The 16,791-nt window shown below is 68.0% G+C and carries 16 protein-coding genes; 4 read left to right on the plus strand and 12 right to left on the minus strand.

The genetic code is table 11. The features are described from left to right. From DQ353_RS10430 to DQ353_RS10445, 4 genes are all read right to left on the minus strand, one after another. Nucleotides 1–286, minus strand: a 286-nt coding sequence (locus tag DQ353_RS10430) for a 3-hydroxyacyl-CoA dehydrogenase NAD-binding domain-containing protein (protein ID WP_286166743.1), incomplete at its 3' end; no start/stop codon positions are given. A gap of 138 nt (nt 287–424) precedes the next feature. Then, nucleotides 425–1,885: an aldehyde dehydrogenase family protein gene (locus tag DQ353_RS10435; protein ID WP_113762701.1), complete on the minus strand. Its 1,461-nt coding sequence runs from the start codon at nt 1,883–1,885 to the stop codon at nt 425–427. Between the two features lie 31 nt (nt 1,886–1,916). Next, nucleotides 1,917–3,104, minus strand: coding sequence for an acyl-CoA dehydrogenase family protein (locus DQ353_RS10440; protein ID WP_113762702.1), 1,188 nt, complete (start codon nt 3,102–3,104; stop codon nt 1,917–1,919). A gap of 49 nt (nt 3,105–3,153) precedes the next feature. Beyond that, nucleotides 3,154–4,515, minus strand: coding sequence for an aminotransferase class III-fold pyridoxal phosphate-dependent enzyme (locus DQ353_RS10445; RefSeq protein ID WP_113762703.1), 1,362 nt, complete (start codon nt 4,513–4,515; stop codon nt 3,154–3,156). A gap of 82 nt (nt 4,516–4,597) precedes the next feature. Between DQ353_RS10445 and DQ353_RS10450 the strand changes: the two genes are divergently transcribed. Next, entirely contained in the window at nt 4,598–6,160 is a 1,563-nt protein-coding gene (locus tag DQ353_RS10450; protein ID WP_113762704.1) for a PucR family transcriptional regulator, read from the plus strand. Here DQ353_RS10450 and DQ353_RS10455 read toward each other — a convergent pair. The 4 genes from DQ353_RS10455 to DQ353_RS10470 all read right to left on the minus strand — a co-directional run bounded on the left by DQ353_RS10455 (nt 6,131) and on the right by DQ353_RS10470 (nt 11,043). Next, nucleotides 6,131–7,330 (minus strand): CaiB/BaiF CoA transferase family protein, encoded by a 1,200-nt coding sequence (locus tag DQ353_RS10455; protein ID WP_113762705.1) that lies wholly within the window; start codon nt 7,328–7,330, stop codon nt 6,131–6,133. The genes DQ353_RS10450 and DQ353_RS10455 overlap by 30 nt on opposite strands. Further along, nucleotides 7,327–8,850 (minus strand): APC family permease, encoded by a 1,524-nt coding sequence (locus tag DQ353_RS10460; RefSeq protein WP_113762706.1) that lies wholly within the window; start codon nt 8,848–8,850, stop codon nt 7,327–7,329. Before DQ353_RS10460 ends, DQ353_RS10455 begins: the two co-directional genes overlap by 4 nt. A 137-nt stretch (nt 8,851–8,987) precedes the next feature. Next, nucleotides 8,988–10,550 carry an MFS transporter gene (locus tag DQ353_RS10465; protein WP_113762707.1) on the minus strand — a complete coding sequence of 521 codons (1,563 nt, stop codon included), beginning with the start codon at nt 10,548–10,550 and terminating at the stop codon, nt 8,988–8,990. After that, nucleotides 10,543–11,043 (minus strand): MarR family winged helix-turn-helix transcriptional regulator, encoded by a 501-nt coding sequence (locus DQ353_RS10470; protein WP_113762708.1) that lies wholly within the window; start codon nt 11,041–11,043, stop codon nt 10,543–10,545. The genes DQ353_RS10465 and DQ353_RS10470 overlap by 8 nt, the downstream gene beginning before the upstream one ends. Nucleotides 11,044–11,169: 126 nt before the next feature. On the opposite strand from DQ353_RS10470, the gene DQ353_RS10475 reads away from it, so the two are divergent. Continuing rightward, entirely contained in the window at nt 11,170–12,030 is an 861-nt protein-coding gene (locus DQ353_RS10475) for an inositol monophosphatase family protein (protein WP_113762709.1), read from the plus strand. Here the strand turns inward: DQ353_RS10475 and DQ353_RS10480 are convergent, their stop codons facing one another. Both DQ353_RS10480 and DQ353_RS10485 read right to left on the minus strand, forming a co-directional pair. Beyond that, nucleotides 12,031–12,774, minus strand: coding sequence for a DUF4190 domain-containing protein (locus DQ353_RS10480; RefSeq protein WP_113762710.1), 744 nt, complete (start codon nt 12,772–12,774; stop codon nt 12,031–12,033). A gap of 94 nt (nt 12,775–12,868) precedes the next feature. Then, nucleotides 12,869–13,372, minus strand: a complete 504-nt coding sequence (locus tag DQ353_RS10485; protein WP_113762711.1) for a DUF2087 domain-containing protein — start codon at nt 13,370–13,372, stop codon at nt 12,869–12,871. A gap of 46 nt (nt 13,373–13,418) precedes the next feature. Here DQ353_RS10485 and DQ353_RS10490 point away from each other — a divergent pair, with 46 nt between their 5' ends. Continuing rightward, complete coding sequence (locus tag DQ353_RS10490) at nt 13,419–13,631, plus strand: hypothetical protein (protein ID WP_181578333.1); 213 nt, start codon at nt 13,419–13,421, stop codon at nt 13,629–13,631. A gap of 39 nt (nt 13,632–13,670) precedes the next feature. Here the strand turns inward: DQ353_RS10490 and DQ353_RS10495 are convergent, their stop codons facing one another. Continuing rightward, complete coding sequence (locus tag DQ353_RS10495) at nt 13,671–15,371, minus strand: FAD-binding dehydrogenase (RefSeq protein ID WP_113762713.1); 1,701 nt, start codon at nt 15,369–15,371, stop codon at nt 13,671–13,673. Nucleotides 15,372–15,552: 181 nt separating this feature from the next. Here DQ353_RS10495 and DQ353_RS10500 point away from each other — a divergent pair, with 181 nt between their 5' ends. After that, the gene (locus tag DQ353_RS10500) at nt 15,553–16,374 is read left to right on the plus strand and encodes an alpha/beta fold hydrolase (RefSeq protein WP_113762714.1); all 822 of its coding nucleotides are present in this window, start codon (nt 15,553–15,555) and stop codon (nt 16,372–16,374) included. A 1-nt stretch (nt 16,375) separates the two neighbouring features. Here DQ353_RS10500 and DQ353_RS10505 read toward each other — a convergent pair whose 3' ends face one another. Then, on the minus strand, nt 16,376–16,786 hold the full coding sequence (locus tag DQ353_RS10505) for a cupin domain-containing protein (protein ID WP_113762715.1): 411 nt from the start codon (nt 16,784–16,786) through the stop codon (nt 16,376–16,378). Nucleotides 16,787–16,791 lie beyond the last annotated feature (5 nt).

A 16,791-nucleotide genomic window follows, 5' to 3' on the forward strand; every position in this document is an offset into this window, starting at 1 on the left:
CGATCACGAAGTCCGCTCCTGCGGCCGCCTCATCGAGGTCGGTGCTGTAGGCCAGGGCGCCCAGGGCCGCGGTGGCGGCATCCTGCTCCAGCTTGCCCTTGGCCACCCGGGAGGCGGCCCAGCCCTCGAGTTCGGTGCGTGCCGCGGCCAGGCCCTCGGCGGAAATGTCCTGGATGGTGGTGGAATACCCGGCCAGGGCCGCACTCATGGCGATCTGGCGTCCCATGGTTCCGGCGCCAATGACCAGGATGTTGGAAATGTTTTCGATGCCGATCTCTGTGCCCATTCTTGGCTCCGCGCTTTCATCAATTGTTCGCTGGCTCACGTTTGGTGCCCAGGCTCGATGTTCATCCTAGGCACCAGTCGGGGCGCCGGCCGCATCCGGTCCTGCCAGATGACGGCGGGTGCCCCGAACCGGGTGTTGCTAGGCCCCGCGCAGGTACACGGTGGTGGTGTGCGTGAAGAATTCCTTCGCTGCGCCGCCTTGTTCCTTCGGGCCGTAGCCGCTCTTCTTGGCCCCGCCGAAGGGCACATGCGGATCGGCGCCGGCCGACTCGGAGTTCACGTGCAGGATCCCCACGTCAATGGACTCCATGGCGGCCAGGGCCTGGGTCAGGTCCCGGGTGAACAGGGCGCAGCTCAGGCCGTATTCCGAGTCGTTAGCCAGCTCAAAGGCTTCCTCGGTGGTGGCCACGCGGCGTACCGCGAGGACCGGTCCGAAGAATTCCTCGCGCCACGCGTCGTTGCCCGCGTCCGGGACCTCGAGCACGGTCGGGGCCACGAAGGCATCCCCGAGGGACGCAACGTCGCCCTCGAAGCCCACGGTGGCACCCTGGGCGATCGATGCGGCAACGCCGTCGCGGATCTGCTGTGCGGCGGCCGGGGAGACGACCGGGCCCATGTGCACCGACGGATCGGTCGGATCCCCGGTCTTCCACTGGCCCAGGCGCTCGCGCAGGCGTTCCAGGAATGCGTCGGCGATGGATTCCTGCAGGATCAGCCGCGAGGTCGCGGTGCATTTCTGCCCGGTGGAGCGGAAAGCGCCAAAGAGCACCTGTTCGGTTGCGAGGTCGAGGTCTGCATCTTCCAGCACGACAGAGGCGTTCTTGCCGCCCATCTCGGCCTGGATCGGCACCCCGGCGCCGGCGGCCAAGGCGGCGAGCTTGCGCCCCACACCGGTCGATCCGGTGAAGGTGAGCCCGTCCAGGTCCGGGTGGTTGACGATCTCGTTGCCCAGCGCACCGGATCCGATGACCAGGTTCAGCACGCCGGCCGGCAGGCCCGCCTCGACGAGGGCCTGGGCCAGGCGCATGGCCAGCAGCGGCACCGCGGAGGCCGGCTTCCACACCACGGTGTTGCCGAAGACCAGCGCCGGGGCGATCTTCCAGGCCGGGATTGCGATGGGGAAGTTGAAGGGCGTGATGACACCCACGACGCCCAGCGGCTTGCGGGTGACCAGGATCTGCTCGCCGCGGCGCGGGGAGGAGAAGACCTCTCCGGCCAGCCGGTCGGACTCGGCCGAGTAATAGGTGAGGATCTGCGCGGCGCGCAGCACCTCGCCGCGGCCCTCGGCGACGGTCTTGCCCTCCTCACGTGCCAGCTCGGTGCCCCACGCATCGGCGTTGGCGGTGACGATTTCAGCGGCGCGGGACAGGTATCCCCCGCGTTCGGCCATCGGGGTCGCGGCCCAGCCCGCGGCCGCGGCTCGTGCTGCGGCCATGGCGGTGCGCACGTCGTTCACGGTGGCTGTGCCTCCGGCTGCGACAACCCGCCCGGGGTCGGTCGGCGAAGCGGATTCGAGGTCCGTGCCGGTGCCCTTGATCCAGGCACCGTCGATCAGCAGGCGCAGCGGGACGGTTTCGGTGTGCGTCATGGTTTCGGTCATCTCAATGCTCTCGATTCAGGGGTGCCGGGGGTTAGCGGAAGGCCGGGACGCCGGTGAGCTTGTTGCCCAGGATCAGGGTGTGGACCTCGTCGGTGCCCTCGTAGGTGCGCACCGATTCCAGGTTGTTGGCGTGGCGCAGCGGCGAGTAGTCCAGGGTGATGCCGTTGCCGCCCAGGATGGTGCGGGCCTCGCGGGCGATCTTGATGGCCTCACGGCAGTTGTTCAGCTTGCCGACCGAGATCTGGTGCAGGTCAAGGGTGCCGGCATCCTTCATGCGTCCGATGTGCAAAGCCAGCAGGTAGCCCTTGTTGATTTCCAGGGCCATGTCCACCAGCTTCTGCTGGGTCAACTGGTAGCCGGCCAGCGGCTTGTCGAATTGCAGGCGCTGCTGCGAGTAGGCCAGCGCGTCCTCGAAGGCGTCGCGGGCAGCGCCCATGGCGCCCCAGATGATGCCGTAGCGGGCCTCGTTCAGGCAGGAGAACGGTCCCTTGAGTCCCGTGACGTTCGGCAGCACCGCGGAGCCCGGCAGGCGCAGCTCGGTCAGTTCGATCTCGCACTGGATGGAGGCCCGCATCGAGAGCTTCTGCTCGATCGGGGTCGCCTTGAAGCCGGCGGTCTGCGTGGGGACCACGAAGCCGCGGATGCCCGCATCGGTCTGCGCCCAAATGACCGCAACCTGCGCGACATTGGCCAGGCCGATCCAGCGCTTGGTGCCGTTGATGACCCAGTCGTCCCCGTCGCGTCGGGCGAAGGTCTTCATGGCGGAGGGATCCGAGCCCGCTGTCGGTTCGGTCAGCCCGAAGCAGCCGATGGCTTCGCCCGCGGCCATTTTCGGCAGCCATTCGTTCTTCTGCTCCTCGGAGCCGTGCTTGTAGATGGCGCTCATGGCCAGGGATCCCTGCACCGAGACGAAGGTGCGCAGGCCCGAGTCGCCGGCCTCCAGCTCGCTGCCGGCGATGCCGTACTCCACGGCGCTGGCACCGGCGCAGCCATAGCCCTTCAGGTGCATGCCCAGCAGGCCGAGCTTGGCCATTTCCGGGACGATTTCCAGCGGGAAGACCGCGTCGGCGTACCAGCCTGCGATGTTGGGTTTGATGGCTTCGTTCACGAAGCTGCGGACCTTGGCGCGCAGCGCGAGTTCCTCGGCGGAAAGCAGCGCGTCGAAGTTGATCAGGTCGGCCGGGTCCAGCTGGTGGGATTCGTGGGTGGTGATGGTCATGGAATGCTCCTTGGAGAAAGAGGGTCGGGAAGTCCGGGTGCCGGGCAGGCTACTTGGCGGCGTCGGCAATGGCCCGGGCCAGGACGTTCAGTCCGTCGCGCAGCAGTTCTTCGCCGATGACCAGCGGAGGCAGCAGGCGCACGACGTTGCCGTGGGTGCCGCAGGTCAGGGTCAGCACGCCGGCGGCGTGGCAGGCCGCGGAGATCTCCTTGGCCAAATCCGCGCGCGGTGCCAGGGTTGTGGCATCGGCGAGCTCGATGGCGAGCATGGCGCCGCGGCCGCGGACCTCGGCAACGATGGAAGTGGAGGACAACAAGGGCTCCAGGATCTCGCGGGCCACGGCCTCGATGCGCTTGGCCTTGTGAAGCAGCGTGCCGTCCTCGAACTGTTCGAAGACCGCCAGTGCGGCCTCGCAGGCCAGCGGGTTGCCGGCGTAGGTGCCGCCCAGCCCGCCGGCGTGCGGTGCGTTCATCAGCTCTGCGCGTCCGGTGACCGCGGAGAGCGGGACGCCGTTGGCCAGTGCCTTGGCGGTGAGGATCAGGTCCCCGGCGACACCCTCGTGTTCGGAAGCGAAGAGGGTTCCGGTGCGGCCCATGCCGGCCTGGATTTCGTCGATGACCAGCACGATGCCGTACTTGTCGGCGAGTTTGCGCAGGCCCGGGATGAATCCTTCGGCCGGGACGATGAAGCCGCCCTCGCCCTGGATCGGTTCGATGACCATGGCGGCGAAGGTTTCCGCGCCGTGCTCGAGGATGGTGGCTTCGACCGATTCCAGCGCGGTCTCGGCGCCGGCGGCCAGTCCCTGGGCGGGACGCAGCGGGTTGGCGGAGGCCGCGCGGATGATCTCGGCCGGCAGCGGGCCGAAGTTCAGCTTGTAAGGGTTGACCTTGGCGGTCATGGCCATGGTGAGCAGCGAGCGGCCGTGGTAGGCCTCGTCGAAGACCAGCACGTTCGCGCGTCCCGTGGCGGCGCGGGCGATCTTGATGGCGTTTTCCACGGCCTCGGCACCGGTGGAGAACAGGCCGGTGCGCTTCTCGAAGTCGCCCGGGGTGTTCTCGTTGAGCCACTTGCAGACCTGGGTGAAGGATTCGTATTCGGTGACCATGAAGCAGGTGTGGGTGAAGGCCTCGAGCTGCGCCGCGACGCGCTGCGCCACGCGCTTGTTGCTGGCGCCCAGCGAGGTCACAGCGATGCCCGAGGCGAAGTCGATGAGCCTGTTGCCGTCGACGTCCTCGATGATGCCGCCGTCCGCGCGGGTCACGAAGACCGGCAGGGCGATCCCGAAGCCGTTGGTCACCTGTTCCGTGCGTTCGGCGTGCAAGGCGACCGAACGCGGGCCGGGGATGGCGGTGGCGAGGTGGCGGGACTGGGCAATGGTGGCGGCATCGACGGCCGGGAGCGTTTCGGTCATGCGCTCCACGTTATGCCAGGGCGTGACACGCGTCATTGGATGATTTGCCCAAGGAGCCCGTACGTGTTGGATAATTCAACCCATGATCTCCTTGTTGCAGATGGGTGCCGAGCTCGGGCCCGAGCTGGTGCCCGCCCCTGGCGCGCAATTCAGCGCCAAACCGGTGACCGGCGTGCACGTCTCCGAGCTGGAGGACCCGACCCCGTACCTCGAGGGCGGTGAGCTGCTGCTGACCACCGGCATGCCCTTTGCCAAGTCCGCGGCGCTCTCCGTCGCCTACATGGCCCGGCTCGGCGCAAACGACGTGCGGGCCGTAGGCCTGGGCCTGGGGCCGTGGCTCACCGAGGTGCCCGGGCACGTGCTGAAAGCAAGCCGGGCTGCGGGCATCGAGCTGGCGATCGTGCCCGACGGGGTGCCGTTCCAGCACGTCTCACGCGCCTATTGGCGTCTGTCCGCCCGGGACGACACCGCCAACCTGATGGATTCGCTGGGTACGCAGACCGCACTGGCCCGGGCGGCGATGCGTCCGGATGCCACCAACGCGGTGGTGCGCGGGCTGGCCCAGGCGCTGGGCGGGTGGGCAGCGTACCTTCCGGCGGATGCCGGGGCCGAGACCGTGTGGCCGGCCTCGGCCGGTTCGCTGGTGGGGCACCTGCGCGCCGAATCGATCCGCTTCAACAAGGCCGGGGTTCCCTCGGCCGCCACCTTCGAGGTGCAGGGCCAGCCGGTGGTGCTCTACCCGATCCTGCTGGGCACCCGGATCCACGGGTTTCTGTGCATCGGCTCGGGGCGCACGCTGACCCGCGCCGACCGACAGGTCATCATGACCGTCTCCACGTTGCTGGCCCTGCGGGCGAGGCAACGGGAGGTCGTGGTGGGCACCACCCACGCACTGGGCGCGGCGACCACCAAGCTGTTGCTGCACGGGCAGACCGAGGCGGCCCACATGGTGGCCGAGGATGTGGGCCTGGCCGAGCTTCCCAACCGGGTCCGGCTGCTCGGGGTCCGGCTCTCCCCCGGGGACGATCCGGGACTGGCGGCGCGGGCCGCCGCGAAGCTGGTGGCCGATCCGGGATTGCCCGATTTGGCCGCCGCGGTGGACGCCTGCACGCTGCGCCACGTGCAGGACGAGATCCTCTACCTGGTGCTGCCGGCCTCGGGGATCGGCAGCAGGCCGGCGGACGGGCGCGGGCGGTCCCTGGAGGAAGATGCGCTGCTGGGGATCGCCGGGGCTGCCGAGCCGGAGGACTTTGGGTCGCTGGCCGCGGCACTGGGTGATCCGGTGTCCCTGGGCGAGATCCCGGGGAACCTTGCGGTGTTGCGCCGGGCCGTGCTGCAGGCCCCGGCCGGGCACCTGGTGGCGGTGGACGCCAGCGAGGACGCCAAGGCCGCCGGCTGGGTGCGGGCGCTGGCGCAGTATCCGCGCGCCGACCTGCTGGCCACCGTGCGTGCCTACCTCGGGGCCCGCGGCACCTGGGAAGACGCGGCGAGGGCCCTGGACATCCACCGAAATTCGCTGCGCCACCGGATTTCGGTGGCATCCGGCCTCCTGGGCGTGGACCTGGACGATCCGGATGTCGCCGCGCACCTGTGGCTGGCGTTGCGCCGCGAGGAATCAGGGGTTCAGCTGCGCCACGCCCCGTGAGCCGGGGACGGGTTCGGTAGTGCTTCCCAGCCAGGCGCGGATGCTCTCGGTGTGCTCGCCCAATTGCGGCGGGGCCAGGGTGGGGGCATCGAGCTCCGGGGTCCAGGTGATCGGATGGCGCACCTGCTTCCCCGCGGGGATGCCCGCGGCGGTGTGCACCTCGATGACAGGTTCCAGTCCCAGGGACTCGGCATAGGCCAGGCCCTCGTCGATGCCCGCGACCTTTCCGGCCGGCACCCCGATGCCGGTGAAGCGGGACTGCCAGTTGGCGCCGGTGTCGGCACCCAGCGCGTCTTCGAGCAGCGGGATGAGCACCTCGCGGTTCGCCACGCGGGCCGAATTGGTCGCGAAGCGCGCATCGGAGGAAAGCTGCGGTTCCCCGATCTCGGTGCAGAGCCTGGCGAACTGGCGATCGTTGCCGCAGGCCACGGCGACGGATCCGTCGGCGCACGCCAGCAACTGGTAGGGAACGATCGAGGGGTGCTCGTTGCCCATGCGCGTGGCGACCTTGCCCGCCCCCAGGTACGCCTGGCCCTGGTTGGCCAGGGCTCCTTGCAGGCTGGAGAGCAGGTTGACCTCTACGTGCGCGCCGTGCCCGGAGGCGTTTCGGGCTGTCAGTGCCGCGAGGACCCCGATGCTTGCGTCCTTGGCGGTGAGCACGTCCACCAACGCGACCCCTGCCTTCATCGGGTCGGCGCCGGCCTCCCCGGTGATCGACATGAGCCCGCCCAGGGCCTGGACGATGAAGTCGTAGCCGGGCAGGTGGGCTCCCCCGGTGGAGCCGAAGCCGGAGATCGAGGCGTAGACCAGTCCGGGGTTCTGCGCGGAGAGCTCCGCGTAGCCCAGGCCGAGCTTGTCCATGCCGCCGGGCTTGAAGTTTTCCACCAGCACGTCGGCACGCAGCGCCAACTCCCTGGCCACGTCCCTGTCCGCGGGGTCGGAGAGGTCCAGGGCGACCGACTGCTTGTTGCGGTTCACCGATTCGAAGTAGGTCGAGCCGGTGGCCGAGAAGGGCGGCCCCCAGCTGCGGGTGTCGTCCCCGGTTCCGGGGCGCTCGACCTTGATGACGGTGGCACCGAGGTCGGCCAGCGTCATGGTGCACAGCGGGCCCGCCAGGACCCGGGAGAAGTCGGCGACGATGATTCCCTCAAGGGGGCGGATCCTGCTCATGCGCGTTCGGATTCCTTCACGTTGTTTTCGGCGGGGACAATCTGCGGGGCTTGCCCGAATACTGCCTTGGCCTTGGCCGCCTTGCGCATTGCCAGGCGGGCCAGCAGTTCGTCCTCGGCGTTGATGCCCGGTTCGATGCCGCGCGGCACCCGCACCAGGAAGGCGAAGCCCATGGCCCACCAGGCACCGAAGAGCAGCCACGGCTGGATCCCGATGGCAGCGGGCATGCCCGGCAGGTAGAGGCTGATCAGCCCGGCACAGAAGATCACCGAGGTGATGCCGATGGCCTTGCCGAAGTTGCCCTTCCCGCCGATGCGCAACGGGCGCTCCATCATCGGTTCGCGCTTGCGCAGGATCACGAAGGCGACGCCGACCAGCAGGTAGGCGATCACGATGGACGGGGAGCCGGAGTCGACCAGCCAGCCGAGCATGGCCGAGCCGAAGAACGGGGCCAGCACCGAGAGCCCGCCGATGAACAGCAGCGCGTTGACCGGGGTGTGGAATCTTGGATGCAGCTTGGCGAACCAGGCCGGCAGCATGCCGGAGGCGGCCATCGCATAGAGCAGCCGGGAGGCGCCCATGAGCAGCGAGTTCCAGGAGGTCAGGATGCCCGCGATGCCGCCGGCGATCAGCACCTTGGCCATCATGGCCGAGCCGAAGAGCGCGCCCATCGCATCGGCGGTGGCCAGGTCCGAGGTGGCCAGGGCCGCGGGACCCATGCCGGAGGAGGTCGCCAGGATGACCATGACGTACCAGGCGGTGGCAATGAGCACGGCGATGACGACGTACTTCCCGATGCGCCTTGGCTCGATGTCGCATTCCTCGGCGGACTGCGGGATCACGTCGAAGCCCACGAACATGAACGGGACGATGATCATCACGCCGAAGAACCCGGCGACGCCGTTGTTGAAGAACGGCTCCATGGTTTGCGTGGAGCCGCCGGTGAAGGACCCGAAGAGCAGGACGGCGCCGATGGCGAAGAGGAAGAGCACCACGAAGGTCTGCACGACCCCGGCGGTCTTGATGCCGCGGATGTTGATGGCCGTGATGGCCACCCCGCCCAGGACGCCGACCAGCGCCCAGGTCAGGTAGACCTCGGATCCGGCGATGTCCCAGAGGTGGACCTTGTTCAGGTCGGGGAAGAGATAGAGCGCGGTCTTGGGCAGGGCCACGGCCTCGAAGGCGACGATGGTGATGTACCCGCCCACGATGGCCCAGGATCCGGCGAACGACCAGCGGGCGCCCATGGCCCGCAGCAGGTAGTTGTGCTCGCCACCGGCCCGCGGCATCGCTGCCACCAGTTCCGCGTAGGTCAACCCGACCACGGCCATGATGCCGCCGCCGACGACCATGGCCAGGGATGCGCCCAGCGGGCCCGCGGTGGTGATCCAGTCGCCGGTGAGCACCACCCAGCCGAAGCCGATCATGGCGCCGACGCCGATGGCGAGGGTGTCCCATCGGCCCAGGACCTTCTTGAGCGCGGGTGCTGCGGTGCTGCCTTGCGTGGGGGTGCTGGTCATCGCGGTTCCTTCCGTGGGTACGACGCAGCTCACATTACGCAAGGGGCGTGACCGAAGTCTCGGATACACCATCCAAAGCCCGGGTCACTTCATCCGAAACGACCGGTCTTTGCCCACGTCAACCAGCGATAACACATTTACACGGTTCGGCGCAGCGGCACTTCCTTGATGAACAGGATGCACACCAGGCCGACGACGGCGACGATGGCCGAGGTCATGAACACCACGCCGGTGGCATCGCCGAGCGCGTTTTCATACATGAGGCGCACCGCCGGCGGCATCTCCGTGAGATTCAGCGAGGTTCCCCCTGCCGCGACCCCCGTGGAACCGTCCGGCGAAACCAGGTGCGCGGATTTCAACGCATCCAGCACCAGCACCGAGACCTTGTCCGAAAGCATCGCACCGAGCACCGCCACGCCGGCGGCGCCCCCGACGGCCCGGAAGAAGGCCACCGAGGAGCTGGCGGTGCCGATATCGGTGACCTTCACGGTGTTCTGCACCGCCAGGACCAGGTTCTGCAGCATGAACCCCATGCCCAGGCCGTTGAAGAACATGCCGGTGGCCAGGATCCAGTAGTTGGTGTCGTGGGACATCATGCCCAGCAGGCCCAGTGCGCCGACGTTGAGGATGGCGCCGATGACCAGGAAGATCTTCCAACGCCCGAAGCGCGAGATCAGCTGGCCGGAAAAGACCGAGCCGAAGAGGTTGCCGGCGATCATCGGCAGGGTCATGACCCCGGCCAGGGTGGGGCTCGCCTCGCGGGCCACCTGGAAGTACTGGCCCAGGAAGGCACCGGATCCGAACATGGCCACGCCGATGGAGATCGAGGCCAGGATCGCCAGGGCGGTGGTGCGGGTGGCGATGATGCGCAGCGGGATCACCGGCTCCGGGACCCGGCCCTCGACCCAGAGCAGCAGCGCGATGAGCACCAGCGAGCCGCCGACCATCGCGTAGGTCTGCCAGGAGTTGAACTCGTAGAAGCCCTCCTTGCCCACGTAGGACACCCAGACCAGCAGCACGGAGACCGAAATGGTCACCAGCACCGCGCCGGCCCAGTCGATGTAGACCTTGCGCGGGATGTGCGCGATGTGCAGGGTCTTGTGGATCAGCCACATGGAGATGATGGCGATGGGGATCCCGATGAAGAAGGTCCAGCGCCAGCCCAGCGGGGAATCGACGATCAGGCCGCCCAGCAGCGGTCCGCCGGCCGTCGCGGCCGCCATCACCCCGCCGAAGTAGCCGGAGTACTTGCCGCGCTCGCGCGGCGGGATGACTGTGCCGATGACCGCCATGCCCATGGCGGTCAGCCCTCCCATGCCGATGCCCTGGATGACGCGGGCGCTCATGAGCATGGGGATGTTGATGGCAAATCCCGCCAGCATGGAGCCGGACACGAAGATGACGATGCTGATTTGCAGCAGCTTCTTCTTGTCAAAGAGGTCGGCGAGCTTGCCCCAGATCGGGGTGGTGGCGGCGTTGGCCAGCAGGGCCGCGGTGATGACCCAGTTGAAGTCGGTCTGTGTGCCATCCAGGGCATCCATGATGGTGGGCAGGGCGATGGCAACGATGGTGGTTGCCAGCATGGCTGCGAAGAAGGACGCCAAGACACCGGTGATGGAGCGCAGCACTTCCTTCTGGCTCATCTGCGCTTGGTCGCCGTGGCGCTCCCGCGTCAGGTCGACCGACTGCTGCTCAGACATTGGGGTTCTCCTCTGGGCCCCGCGGGGCCATGGTGGTCTTGCCGCCACGGGCATCCAGGCCGGCGCGAAGCACGCCCTGGATTTCGTTCACGGTGGCTGCGGCAGCGGAGATTTCCGCCTCGTCCCAGTCCTTGAGCAACCCCGCGAGCAGGCCGGCGCGCCTGATGTAGGCCTGTCCGATCTCTTCCGCACCCCTGGGGGTGAGCGAAATCAGCTGGGCCCGGGCGTCGGTGGGGCTCGGCGCGCGCACGAGCAATCCCGCACCCTCGAGTTCGGCGACCTGACGGCTCAGCGCTGCGGGACCGATGCCGATCCATTGGGCGACGTCGGTGGCACGGGTGGGCTGGTGGCGCTGGATGTAGGCCAGCACGCCCAGTGCGGCAAACCCCAGGGATCCGTTGGCCTCCCCCGCGTGCTCGACGCATCGCAGCGTGCGCCGCAGCGCCATGAGGCTTTCGACCAGTTCAAGGGTTGGTGTTTCGCCGCGCGACAAGGAATCGAGCTCCTTCAAGAATATGGTTGACCAAGGCAAATGTTGCCCGGGGCAACCATATTGGCAATTTAGTTGCCTAGTCAAACTAATTTGATGCTTCTCACAGCGGCGCTAGGCTGGTGGATCGTGAGCACCGCAAACTTCAGCACCTCCGATATCGACCTGGCCGCACGATTGCGCACCATTGCACTGGACGCCGCGCGGCTGGCCGCACCGATCCTGCGCGAGGCGTTTCGATCCGGGGTGGAACGCGAGAACAAGACCAACGCCCATGACCTGGTCACGGCCTTCGACAGGCGCAGCGAGGCGGTGATCCGCGAACACCTCCTGGCGGCCGAACCCGACTCCTGGGTGCTGGGCGAAGAGGGCGGTCGCACGGGCACCGGCTCCATCCAGTGGATCGTGGACCCCATCGACGGCACCAGCAACTTCACCCACGGAGTCGCCTTCTTCTGCATCTCCATTGCCGCGGCCCGCAACGGGGAACTGCTCGCCGCCGTCGTGCTGGACCCGATCGCCGACTTGGAGTTCACCGCCGATGCCGAGCATGCCTACCTGAACGGGAGCATCCTGGCCCCCTCGCCCAGGCCCGAGCAGCGGCACGCGAACATCATGACCGACTACCCCTCGGCCGAGGCAATCGCCCGCGACGGGGAATCGGCCCTGCGCGAGTTCGGCTCCTGGGTCTCGTCCTTTGCCACGGTGCGCCGAAAGGTATCCGCGGCCCTGGCGCTGGCCCACGTGGCCGCCGGATGGTGCGATGCAACCATCGGCTTTGACACCAGGGCCTGGGATGTCTCCGCCGGCGCACTGCTGGTGCGCCGCGCCGGCGGTCGATACCGGGGCTTCCGCTACGACGGGCTCACGCTCCCGGACCACGAGGCCCCGTGCTTCATGGCGTTGGGACCCGGTGCCGACTACCCGGTGCTGGATCTCTCGATCCGCCGGGTCATCGAGGCCCGCAAGAACCGGGACGCCGGAAAATAGTCAGTCCAGCTCGCGCGCGTTGACCTGGTCGGGAAACTGGATGTCCTCGACCTTGCGCACCAGCACATCACTGAGCTCGCATACGGCCACCGCATGGGGGCCGGATTGTGCGTCCTCCACCAGCAGGTTTCCCGCCGTGTCGTGGATCCGGCAACTGACGTCCTCGTCGCTGCCTCCCGGGTTGGTGGCGGTGATGCCGCCGAAGAGCGTGGAGGCTTCCACCGTCTGCGCGTAGGTCCCGCGCTGGTTGGTGGTTTCCGGCGGGTCCGCGGTCTTCGCCACGGTGATCTGGTATTCCCCGGTCCCGTTGGCGCTGAATTCAAAGCTTTGGGTGTTGTCGAAGTACGAGAGCATCGTGGAGAACAGCACCGCGTAAAGGATCGACACCAGCAACGCGAAGGTCCCTGTCACCAGGGCCGTGACGCTGAAGCCGCGGCTGCTGATCCGCTTGGCGATGCCCACGATGCCCAGCACCATCGCCAAGGGTCCCAACACAAAGGATACAAAGCCCACAAAGGGGACCAGCGAGAGGACCGCGGCCACGATGCCGGTGACCATCGCGAAGACCGTCATCCCGTGCGTGCGCGGGGGCAGGTAGCCGCCGACGGTGCCGTGGTGGCCCCGGGGAGGGTAATGCCCCGGATAGGGCTGCTGGTTCTGGGCGTATTGCCCCGGGTGCCCGCCGGGGGTCGGCCACGATCCATGGCTCGGATCGCCACCGGGGCGGGCATAGGGGTCAGACATGGGGCTCCTGGAACGCGGGGACGGAAGGTGGCAAATGCCGGAAACCGTTCACAAAGAAATTACCCCGTGGGGACGGTTGACACAATTTCCACTCCTAATCGGAGCCGTCGGCCAAGCGATACACCGAGCCATCCGGCTGGCGCAGCAGCATCCCGTGGTCGACGAGGTAACGGCGCAGCAACACCGGGTTGTCGGTGAACTCCGCCAGCCTGGCGGTCAGTTCCACCTCGGTGAGTTGCTGCCCGTGGACCATGACCTTGCCTGCCACCACGCGCAGCAAACCCAGGCGCTCCTCAAGGTTCTTGGGGTAGCGATCGATGCGTCCGGCGGCGTCGAGGAAGCGGTCGGTCCCTTCCTTCGGGGCCTTCCGTGCGCCGGAGGCCAAGACGCGCGCAAACAGGCGGTTATCCACCGCTCCATCCCCGTCCAAGAGTCCCGCGTTGGCGAGATTGGCCCTGGCCTTGGCCGCGCGTTCGGGCCGCAGGTCGCTGTCCAGGCCCAGGACCTGCTGGGCGTAGTAGCGGCGGGTCTCCTCGTTGGCCAGGGCACCAAAAACCTGGCGCCAGTCACCGGTCGTTGCCTGCATTGGATCCTTCATGATTTCTTCCCTCGTATTTCCCGGTTCTTCGGCCTACCCTGAGGTTATGGCTACTCTATTTCATCGAAATGTACAGACTGCCGTGCACCACCACGGCGGCGGATCGATCATCCTCGGCGGCATCCTGGCGACATTGCTGTTTACGACGTTCGCCGTCTTCTTGATTGCCGTCCAGGGGACATGGGCACCGATGATGATCGGCGTCGCGTTCAGCGTCTCGGCGGTGCTCTTCGGAACGGTGTACCACTTCACGCACTGACCGTTCCGCCCACCCTCGAGCCACCGGCTCCCAGCACCTTCAAGGGGATGTTGGTGGCTCGACCCATGCCCGCGCCTGGGCCGCTGCTGCATGCCGGCCGGCAGCCCTTCCGCTGAAGAGGCATCCGCCCAGGAACGTTCCCTCCAGCGCACGGTAGCCGTGGTATCCCCCGCCGCCGAATCCCGCGGCTTCGCCCGCCGCGTAGAGCCCGGCGACCCGGTTCCCCGCAGCGTCCAGCACCCGCGAATCCAGGTCGGTCTGGATGCCTCCGAGCGACTTGCGCGTCAGGATCCTCAGCCGCACCGCAACCAGCGGACCGGCCTGGGGATCGGTGATCCGGTGCGGCTTGACGCTGCGGACCAGCTTGTCGCCCAGGTACTTCCTGGCCGAGGTGATGGCCGCGATCTGTCCGTCCTTGCCGAAGGGGTTTGCCACCGCCGAGTCCCGGGCCTTGAGGACCTCTGCCACCTTGACGGGATCCAGGAGGCCGGAGCCGGTGAGCCGGTTCATCTTGGCCACCAGTTCGTCGATCGTCGACGCCTGGAGAAAGTCTTCCCCGTGGTCCAGGAACGCCTGGACCGGACCGGGAACATCCACGCGGGCCCGTGCCAGCACCGCACGGATGTCCTTGCCGGTGAGGTCCGGGTTCTGTTCCGATCCGGAAAGCGCGAATTCCTTCCCGATGATGCGCCGGTTCAGGATGAACCAGCTGTGGTCGTGCCCGGTGGCGCGCAGATGCTCCAGGGTGCCCAGGGTGTCGAAGCCCGGCCACAGCGGATCGGGCAGCCGCTTGCCGGTTGCGTCCAGCCACAGCGAGCTGGGTCCGGGCAGGATGCGGATCCCGTGGTTCTCCCAGACGGGGTTCCAGTTGGCGATGCCCTCGGTGTAGTGCCACATCCGGTCCTCGTTGACCAGCCGCGCGCCGGCCCTTTGCGCGATGTCCAGGCCACGCCCGTCCACGTGGGCGGGCACCCCGGACACCATGGCTTCGGGAGGGGTTCCCAGCCGCTGCGGCCACGCGGCGCGCACCTTGCCCAGGTTTCCCCCGATGCCGCCGGTGGCGATAACAACCGCCGGGGCGAAGTACTCGAAGTCCCCGGCCTTGATGCGGTTGCTGGCCATGCCCCGAGGTGACGGGTCTGGTTCCAGCACCGTGCCTCTCACCCCGGTGACGGCTCCGTTTTCGGTGTCCAGCTCGTCGAGCCGGTGGCGCCAGAGCATCGTCAGCTGGCCCTTGGCCTCGGCCGTGCGGGCGGCCCGGATGAAGGGCTCGAGCAAGCCGGGCCCGGTGCCCCAGGTGATGTGGAAGCGCGGCACGGAGTTGCCCGGGCCCTGGGCACCGGCCCCGCCGCGTTCGGCCCATCCGACCACGGGGAAGAAGCGGATGCCACGTTGGTGCAGCCATTCGCGCTTGCCGCCGGCAGCCCACCTCACGTAGGCCCGCGCCCATTTGCGCGCCCAGTCGTCCTCGGCACGGTCGAAGCCCGCGGTGTTCTCCCAGTCCTGCAGGGCCAGGTCCTCGGAGTCCTTGATGCCCAGCCGGCGCTGTTCCGGCGAATCGACCAGGAAGATGCCGCCGAAGCTCCAATGTGCCTGGGCCCCGAGGTTCGTCTCGGGTTCCTGGTCCAGCAGCAGCACGCGCGCTCCGGCCGCCGTGACTTCGGTGGCGGCGACGAGCCCGGCCAGGCCGGCGCCGACGACGATGACATCGAAGTGTTGCGAATGCGGGGTGTTCGACATGGATCCACACTATCGCCGAAGTGGTCCGGACCACACCGGTCGCAGCGCAAGCCGCGCCCGATACACGGAACCATGAATACAGGTTTCGGTGTACTACCGGCTCATGGAAACCCCGATGCACGCCCCGGTCCCCGCATAGCGCGACGCCCCGGCCTGCCCGGCGGGCTGCTAGCGTGCAGGGGTGCACTTTGTCGAGTTTGGCTCCGGAACACCGATCCTCATGATCCACGGACTGTGCGTGGACCACCGGCTGCTGCTCGGGCTCGACCCGGTGCTTGCCGCGCGGGGCACATGGCGACGGATCTACCTCGATCTGCCGGGAATGGGCCGTTCCGTTGCAGGGCCGCAGATCCGCAGCTCCGACGCGGTCGCCGAGGCCGTGGTGGACTTCGTCCGCGAAAATCTTGGAGGCCAGCACTTCGCGGTCCTGGGCAATTCGTTTGGCGGAATGCTTGCCCGCCACCTGGTGGCCGAATTTGGCCACCGGGTCATGGGCCTGGGGCTGCTGTGCCCGGTGGTCGTGGCCGAGAAGTCCCGCCGCACACTGCCGCCCCGGAGGATCCTGCACGCCGACCCGCACCTGTTGGCATCCTTGGACCCGGCGGACGCGACGGACTACGCGGAGCTGGCGGTCATCCAGTCCCGCGGGAACTGGGAGCGCTTCCGCGATTGCGCGCTTCCGGGACTGCGCGCCTTTGACCGCAGGGCCGTCGGCCGGATAGCCGGGAACTACCCGTTGGCCGTCGAACCCGAGGATCGGGTGTCGTCATTCGGCGGACCCGTGCTTCTCATCGCGGGCCGCCAGGACCACGTGGTGGGGTTCGAGGACCAGCTGGCGCTGGCGGGGCGCTATGGCAACTGCACGGTATCGGTGCTCGAGGAGGCCGGCCACAACGCGCACCTGGACCAGCCCGGGCAAACCGGCGCGCTGCTCGATGGGTGGCTCGCGGACATGGAAGACATCCGGCGCCCGGGCGCCGCCGGAGCGCACCGGGCGCCGTGATTCAGGGCTTCGTGCCCCGGGCCGCCAGCGCCCCGGCCAGGGACCCGAACGAGGAGAAGTCCTTGTGCCCGGCTTCGCCCCAGACCACCAGGACGCGCAGCACGCCGTCCCCGGTGTTGCGCAGATCGTGCTCCACGCCGGCCGGGGCCAGGACGCTGTCCCCGGCACGCAGCTGGTGGTGCTCGGCCCCGACCTGCATCCGCGCGGTGCCCTCGAGCACCAGGTAGAACTCCTCCAGCGCGATCGTTTCCGGGTCGTGGGAGTGCATGCCCTCGTGTCCCCCGGGGTCCAGTTCCCAGGTCTGGATGGCCACCGGCATGGCCATGGAGTCGGCAAAGTGGAATTGCATGCGCGTCGGCGTGCCTTCGTGCAGCGAGTAGTCGAAGGTGTGCGCACCACGTGGTTCAAACATGACAG

This window comes from Arthrobacter sp. AQ5-05 (assembly GCF_003287975.1).
In the GTDB taxonomy this organism is placed as follows: Bacteria; Actinomycetota; Actinomycetes; order Actinomycetales; family Micrococcaceae; genus Paeniglutamicibacter.

Coding starts and splice junctions, on each gene's coding strand:
- DQ353_RS10435 (WP_113762701.1), bottom strand. CDS start 1,885: ATGACCGAAACCATGACGCACACCGAAACCGTCCCGCTGCGCCTGCTG.
- DQ353_RS10505 (WP_113762715.1), bottom strand. CDS start 16,786: ATGTTTGAACCACGTGGTGCGCACACCTTCGACTACTCGCTGCACGAA.
- DQ353_RS10480 (WP_113762710.1), bottom strand. CDS start 12,774: ATGTCTGACCCCTATGCCCGCCCCGGTGGCGATCCGAGCCATGGATCG.
- DQ353_RS10495 (WP_113762713.1), bottom strand. CDS start 15,371: ATGTCGAACACCCCGCATTCGCAACACTTCGATGTCATCGTCGTCGGC.
- DQ353_RS10465 (WP_113762707.1), bottom strand. CDS start 10,550: ATGTCTGAGCAGCAGTCGGTCGACCTGACGCGGGAGCGCCACGGCGAC.
- DQ353_RS10485 (WP_113762711.1), bottom strand. CDS start 13,372: ATGAAGGATCCAATGCAGGCAACGACCGGTGACTGGCGCCAGGTTTTT.
- DQ353_RS10440 (WP_113762702.1), bottom strand. CDS start 3,104: ATGACCATCACCACCCACGAATCCCACCAGCTGGACCCGGCCGACCTG.
- DQ353_RS10445 (WP_113762703.1), bottom strand. CDS start 4,515: ATGACCGAAACGCTCCCGGCCGTCGATGCCGCCACCATTGCCCAGTCC.
- DQ353_RS10450 (WP_113762704.1), top strand. CDS start 4,598: ATGATCTCCTTGTTGCAGATGGGTGCCGAGCTCGGGCCCGAGCTGGTG.
- DQ353_RS10490 (WP_181578333.1), top strand. CDS start 13,419: ATGGCTACTCTATTTCATCGAAATGTACAGACTGCCGTGCACCACCAC.
- DQ353_RS10460 (WP_113762706.1), bottom strand. CDS start 8,850: ATGACCAGCACCCCCACGCAAGGCAGCACCGCAGCACCCGCGCTCAAG.
- DQ353_RS10455 (WP_113762705.1), bottom strand. CDS start 7,330: ATGAGCAGGATCCGCCCCCTTGAGGGAATCATCGTCGCCGACTTCTCC.